General features: G+C 69.0%; 7 protein-coding genes. 6 read left to right on the top strand and 1 reads right to left on the bottom strand.

Features of this window, described 5'->3' with window-relative positions; translation table 11 throughout:
• Positions 1–98 precede the first annotated feature (98 nt).
• On the bottom strand, positions 99–2,105 hold the full coding sequence (locus AACZ35_RS11500) for an amidohydrolase family protein (RefSeq protein WP_339829377.1): 2,007 nt from the start codon (positions 2,103–2,105) through the stop codon (positions 99–101).
• A gap of 137 nt (positions 2,106–2,242) precedes the next feature.
• On the opposite strand from AACZ35_RS11500, the gene AACZ35_RS11495 reads away from it, so the two are divergent.
• From AACZ35_RS11495 to hemC, 6 genes are all read left to right on the top strand, one after another.
• A complete protein-coding gene (locus tag AACZ35_RS11495) occupies positions 2,243–2,830 on the top strand; it encodes an energy transducer TonB (protein ID WP_339829375.1) in 588 nt (195 codons plus the stop codon).
• Between the two features lie 51 nt (positions 2,831–2,881).
• A complete protein-coding gene (locus AACZ35_RS11490; protein WP_339829373.1) occupies positions 2,882–3,283 on the top strand; it encodes a host attachment family protein in 402 nt (133 codons plus the stop codon).
• A 74-nt stretch (positions 3,284–3,357) separates the two neighbouring features.
• Complete coding sequence (locus AACZ35_RS11485; protein ID WP_339829370.1) at positions 3,358–3,534, top strand: hemin uptake protein HemP; 177 nt, start codon at positions 3,358–3,360, stop codon at positions 3,532–3,534.
• Between the two features lie 52 nt (positions 3,535–3,586).
• Complete coding sequence (locus AACZ35_RS11480; protein WP_339829368.1) at positions 3,587–4,258, top strand: dienelactone hydrolase family protein; 672 nt, start codon at positions 3,587–3,589, stop codon at positions 4,256–4,258.
• A 31-nt stretch (positions 4,259–4,289) separates the two neighbouring features.
• Entirely contained in the window at positions 4,290–5,021 is a 732-nt protein-coding gene (locus AACZ35_RS11475) for a LytTR family DNA-binding domain-containing protein (protein ID WP_339829366.1), read from the top strand.
• An 11-nt stretch (positions 5,022–5,032) separates the two neighbouring features.
• Positions 5,033–5,941, top strand: a complete 909-nt coding sequence (gene hemC, locus AACZ35_RS11470) for a hydroxymethylbilane synthase (protein ID WP_339829364.1) — start codon at positions 5,033–5,035, stop codon at positions 5,939–5,941.
• Positions 5,942–5,989 lie beyond the last annotated feature (48 nt).

Below are 5,989 nucleotides of genomic sequence, written 5' to 3'. Positions count from 1 at the left end.
GAAGGGTGAAGAGATAGTCCGCGCCGGGGGAAACTCCGGAACTACGCGAATCCCTTGGTTCCAGGTTCGAGTCCTGGTGGGCCCACCAATCCGGCGCTTTACGGAATCGCCTCCACGAACGGCTTGATTCCCAGACTCCGGAAAATCGCCGCCGGCCGGTGCACCCGGTCACCGCGCACCACCAGCACGCCGCGCCGCAGGGCCGAGATGTCCTGCAGCGGATCGCCGTCGACCACCAGCAGGTCGGCGGCCTGGCCCGGCGCGATGCGGCCCACCGGCGTGCCGGTGTCGGCGATGTCCGCGGCCGACGAGGTTGCCAGTCGGATCACTTCCGCGTTCGGGATGCCGGCCTGCGCATACAGCTCCAGCTCGCGGTGCAGGGTGAAGCCGACGATGCCGTCGGTGCCCGGAGCCAGCCGCACCCCGGCCTCGTGCAGGCGCCGGACCATGCCCAGCAGCGCCTGCGCCGACGCCGCGTAGGTGGCGGCGTTCGAATCATTGATATCGATTTCGCCGGCGCGGGCCCCGCGCTGCACGCTGGGCGGCAGGTGGTCGACGATGCTGCCCAGGATCGGCGCCATCTCGCCCGAACGATGGCGGAACATCTGGTCGAAGATCGCCACCGTCGGGTCCACCACGATGTCGCGTTCCTTGAGCAGAGCGATGAAGGCGCGGACTTCGTCGCTGTCCAGGTCCAGCTTGCCGCCTTCTTCGGCCACCTTCATGAAGCGCGCGGGCGTCCGCGTGTCGGTGTCCTTGTCGGCGACGAAGTTCAGGAACAGCATGTTGATGTGCTGGATCTCGTCGAAGCCCGCACGCACGGCCTGCCCGGCGGTCATGAAGGCCGGGATGTGCCCCGACAGCCGCATGCCGTGGCCGTGCAAACGTTCGGCCATCGGCGCCACCCATTCCGGCGGAATCGATGAGTAGATCTTGACCTGTTGGTAACCCTGCGCAGCGTAACCGTCGATCTGCTCCAACGCCTGCTCCAGCGTGTCCACTGGTGTGCCGGTCGGCGCCGTGTAGGGGCTCTTCTTGTCGATGAAGCCGGCGCGCTGCAGGCGCGGTCCGATAAGTTCCCCGCTGCCGAAGTCCCTGGCCAGCCCCATCACAACGTCGTGGTCGTTGCCCAGGTCGCGCGCGCCGGTGACGCCGTTGGCGATGTGCAGCAGGCCGTCGCCGGGGCCGGCGTGCACGTGCATGTCCCACAGGCCGGGCACGACGACCCGGCCACCCGCGTCAATGCTGGCCAGGTCCCTGCAGTCGATGTCTGCCGGCGCGCCTATCGCGTCGATCACCCCGTCGCTGATTCGAATCGTCGAAGCCGGCTTGAGCTCGCCCGCGTCCACGTCCAGCCAGCGCGCACCCAGCAGGCACCAGCTTCCGGGCATGGCCTGGGTCAGCGCCTGCGCGCGCTTGCGAAGCCAGGCCGCTTCGGCCTCTTCCTGCAGGCGATCGACTACTTCCATGACGCTGGCGGCGCCTTCCGGCGCCAGGCCCATCCAGCCATAACTCAGAGCGAACAACTCGTTCTTCTCGTCCAGCCAGACGAAGCTGGGGGTGAAACCCAGGCCGGAAATGGCGTACAGCGTGGCGCGCACCGGCTGGCCATTCACCTGGAAGGCGTGGCTTTGCAGGGCTTCGATGCTGGCCTCGCCGGCCGGCAGCAGGTCCAGGCGCTGGTCCCTGGCCTGCAGCAGCGCGCGCGCGAGCAGCGCGATCTGGTCGGGCGTGCCTTCGGCCGCGGCGTAGAACACCGGGCCTGTGATTTCCCGCTCGCCGCTGTCCAGGGTCGAGGTCCAGCGTGCCGTGTCGCCGGTGCGGCTGAATTCCTCCTGCGCCGGGGCGCCCATGTAGGACTTGCCTTCGACGGTGATCGCCACCGGCAACCCCTGCGCATCGAGCCGGATGCGCTCTTCGATTTTCGGGCCGCGGCCGCGGTCGTTGAATTCGAAGCGGCTGTGTCGCTGGCCGTCCTCGCCGATGCGCGTCACCAGCGAACCACTGGCTTCGCCCTGGGTAAGCCAGTCGTAGCGGACCTCCCGGGGTTCGGCGGCAGACAGCGTGGGCGTGACCAACAGCAGGGCCAGCAGGCGAATCGACATGGTCGGCGCTTCCGGAAGACGGTGAAGAAACCTTACATGAATCCGAAGATGCCACCCGCGCGCGGCTGACGCTTCCCGGAAGCATTGCCGTCACGCACAGCCGCTAGGCTCGCTGGCCTTGGTTCTGGGGACGCGACATGCACAGCCTTCGTTTGGCGATTTCGACCGGCCTGCGCAGCGCCGCGTCGCGTGCGCTGTCCGACCAGCGCCTGTATTCCCCGGCCGGCGACAACGCCATCGAACACTACCTGGCGCTGCGGGCCATCATGACGGGTGATGACGCGGTCGAAACCGCGCTGCTGGAGCTGCTTCCCTACGCGCAGACGTTGGCTGCCGTGCAGGCGCCGGCTTCCCCGGCCCCGGCCAATCGCCCGGCGGCTCCGGCCGTCGCAGCCCCGTCGCCTGTCCAGGTGGCCAGCCAGACACGGGCCGCCGTCCGCGAGCCCGCGCCCGTCCCGGTTCCCGACCTGCTTGAAGCCCCGCAGCCGCGCTATCCGCTGATGGCCCTGCGCCGAAAACTCGAAGGCGAGGTTGTGCTGGAACTGCGCATCGAAGCCAATGGTTCGGTCGGCCAGGCGCGCGTGATTTCCGCCTCGCCGCCAGGCTTGTTCGATGATGCTGCCGTGGCCGCCGTCGAACGCTGGCGCTTCGCCGCCGGCCAGGCCGCCGTGACCACGCGCCAGGTCATGCGCTTTCGCCTGCCTGCGGAGGGCCGCTCACCTTAGGTTTATGGCAGGTGCGAGACAGTCATGGGTCACGACCACCCGGAGACGAACATGACCAGGATTCCTGCCGATTCATTGATCGTAGTCGCCGACGGCGCGGGTGCCCGCGTATTCCGCAACGAGGGCACCGAACACAAGATCAAGCTGCACCAGTTCGACATCCTCGAGCTTGGCGAGATGATCGACGGCCCCGCAGGCAGCATGCCCAAGGACGCCACCGACCAGCAGATCGTCGAGGCCACCTTCGCCAAGCAGCTGGCGCAGGTGCTCAACGACGGCGCGCTCAACCACCGCTTCGAGCGCCTGGTGCTGATCGCCGACCCCACCACCCTGGGCCGCATGCGCCCCCTGCTGCACCAGGAAGTGCAGCAGCGTGTCGTCGCCGAAGTGGCCAAGACGCTGACCAATTCGCCGGTGGAAGACATCCAGAAGACCCTGCAGGCGCTCGACTGAGGTTCCCGGGCGGGGCGGGTTGACATGCAAATGCGAATCATTATCATCAATGCCGATTCCCCCAGGAGCCGGCCATGCACGTCCCCCAGCCCGAACCCGCCCAGATTCCTTCGCCCGCCCGCAGCAGCGCCCAGGCCGACCACGACAGCCGTGAGCTGATGCGCGGCACCCGCGAGGTGCTCATCCGCCACGGCGACCAGGTCTACCGCCTGCGCCACACCCGCAACGACAAGCTGATCCTGGTGAAGTAGGCCCGGGCAGGGCGGGCATAATGCGGCTTTCCGCTTCGTGAAAGCCTCGCCGATGCCATTGCTGGAAACCGTAGAAAAACAAACCGGGCCCAACCCGGCCTGGACCATCCTCTGGCTGCATGGCCTGGGCGCCGATGGCCACGACTTCGCGCCGATCGTTCCCGAACTGCTGCGGCCCGGCTGGCCGGCGCTGCGCTTCGTGTTCCCGCATGCGCCGGTGCGCCCGGTCACGCTCAACAACGGCGTGCCGATGCGGGCCTGGTACGACCTCAAGAACCTCGACCTCGACCAGCGCGCCGACGAAACCGGCGTGCGCGAATCCATCGCCCAGGTCGAAGCACTGATCGAGCGCGAGGACGCCCGCGGCGTGCCGCCCGAGCGCCTGCTGCTCGCGGGGTTCTCGCAGGGTGGCGCCATCGCGCTGGCCGCCGGTGTTCGCCGCGAGCGCGCCGTCGCCGGACTCATCGGCCTGTCCACCTACCTGCCCATGGGCTCGACCACGAAAGCCGAAGCCACGCCGCAGGCCCTGGCCACGCCGGTTTTCATGGCCCACGGCTCGCATGATCCGGTGGTGCCGGAAGGTTTCGGCGCCCGCAGCCGCGACCTGCTCAAGACCCTGGGCATGGACGTGGACTGGCACAGCTACCCCATGCAGCACAACGTTTGCGCCGAGGAAATCCGCGACCTGGGCGCCTGGATGGACCGGCGATTCGCGGTGGGCTGAGCCGGCGGCGGCTCTGGGGCATACTTCGGGGATGAAGCTGCTTATCGTCGACGACGAACCGCTGGCCCGCGAGCGCCTCAAGGCGCTGGTGGGCGAAGTGGGCGGGCACGTGGTCGCCGGCGAGGCCGCCAACGGCCGCGAGGCCGTGGAGCAGGCCGAAGCCCTGGGCGTGGACATCGTGCTGCTGGATATCTCGATGCCGGTGATGGACGGCCTGGAAGCCGCCCAGCACCTGGCCGGGCTGCGGCCGGCGCCGGCCGTGGTGTTCTGCACCGCCTACGACCAGCACGCGCTGGCGGCCTTCGAAGCGGCGGCCGTTGATTACCTGGTCAAGCCGGTGCGCCGCGAACGCCTGGCCGAAGCGCTCGAACGCGCCCGCCGGCACCGCAGCGCCCAGCAGCTGCCAGACATCACCGGCGGCCAGCCGCGCCAGCGCAGCCACCTCAGCGCCCGCCTGCGCGGCAGCCTGCGCCTGATCCCGGTCGATGAAATCCGCTACCTGCAGGCCGAAGAAAAATACGTCGTCGTGCACCATGCCCGCGGCGAAGACCTGATCGAAGAATCACTGAAGTCGCTGGAAACCGAGTTCGGCGAACGATTCATCCGCATCCACCGCAACTGCCTGGTGGCCGCCGACGAATTCGCCGAACTGCGCCGCGGCGCCGACGGCCAGGTGCGCGCGATCCTGCGCAACGACGAAGCCGCGCTCGAGGTCAGCCGGCGCTGCCTGCCGACGCTGCGCGAACGCCTGAAACACCTCTAGGGGGAGGACGAATGGAAAAGATCCGCCTGGCCACGCGCGAAAGCGCGCTGGCGCTGTGGCAGACCGAACACGTGGCCGCGCTGCTGCGCGAGGCGCATCCGGGGCTGCAGGTCGAACTGGTGCCGATGACCACGCGCGGCGACCAGGTGCTGGACCAGCCGCTGGCCGAGATCGGCGGCAAGGGCCTGTTCCTGAAGGAGCTGGAGGTGGCGATGCTGGAAGACCGCGCCGACGCCGCCGTGCATTCGCTCAAGGACGTGCCGATGGAGCTCGAGCCGGGCTTCGCCCTGGCCGCCGTGCTCGAGCGCGCCGATCCCTTCGACGCCTTCGTGTCCAACAGCTTCGCCGGTTTCGAAGAACTGCCCTTCGGCGCCCGCGTCGGCACCTCGTCGCTGCGCCGGCAAGCGCTGCTGCGCGCGCACCGGCCCGACCTGGTCATCGGCGACCTGCGCGGCAACGTCAACACCCGCCTGGCCAAGCTCGACGCCGGCGACTTCGATGCCATCGTGCTGGCCTGCGCCGGCCTGGAACGCCTGGGCATGGGCGCGCGCATCCGCGAACGCCTGCACGCCCCGCGCTTCATTCCCGCGGCGGCCCAGGGCGCGGTGGCGGTGGAAGTGCGCGCCGGCGACGCGGCCACGAGCGCGCTGTTCGCGCCGCTGCACCACGCCGACACGGCCGCCTGCACCAACGCCGAGCGCACCATGACCCGCCTGCTGGGCGGCAGCTGCCGCGTGCCGATCGCCGCCTACGCCACGCTCAAGGGCGACAAGCTGTCGCTTGAAGGCCTGGTTGGCGACGCGAAAACCGGCAAGACCGTGCGCGGTTACGCCAGCGGCCCCGCCAGCGAACCCGACAAACTGGGCGAACAGGTCGCCGACATGCTGGTGGCGCGCGGCGCCGACGCCCTGCTGCCATAGAGAAATGTAGGAGCGCCTTCAGGCGCGAATCCCTTCTTTGCCAAAGGC

Origin of the sequence: uncultured Arenimonas sp. (genome assembly GCF_963976025.1) — a bacterium.
In the GTDB taxonomy this organism is placed as follows: Bacteria; Pseudomonadota; Gammaproteobacteria; order Xanthomonadales; family Xanthomonadaceae; genus Arenimonas.
Note: the sequence above shows the minus strand (reverse complement) of the source record. Positions and strands in the feature narration are given on the sequence as shown.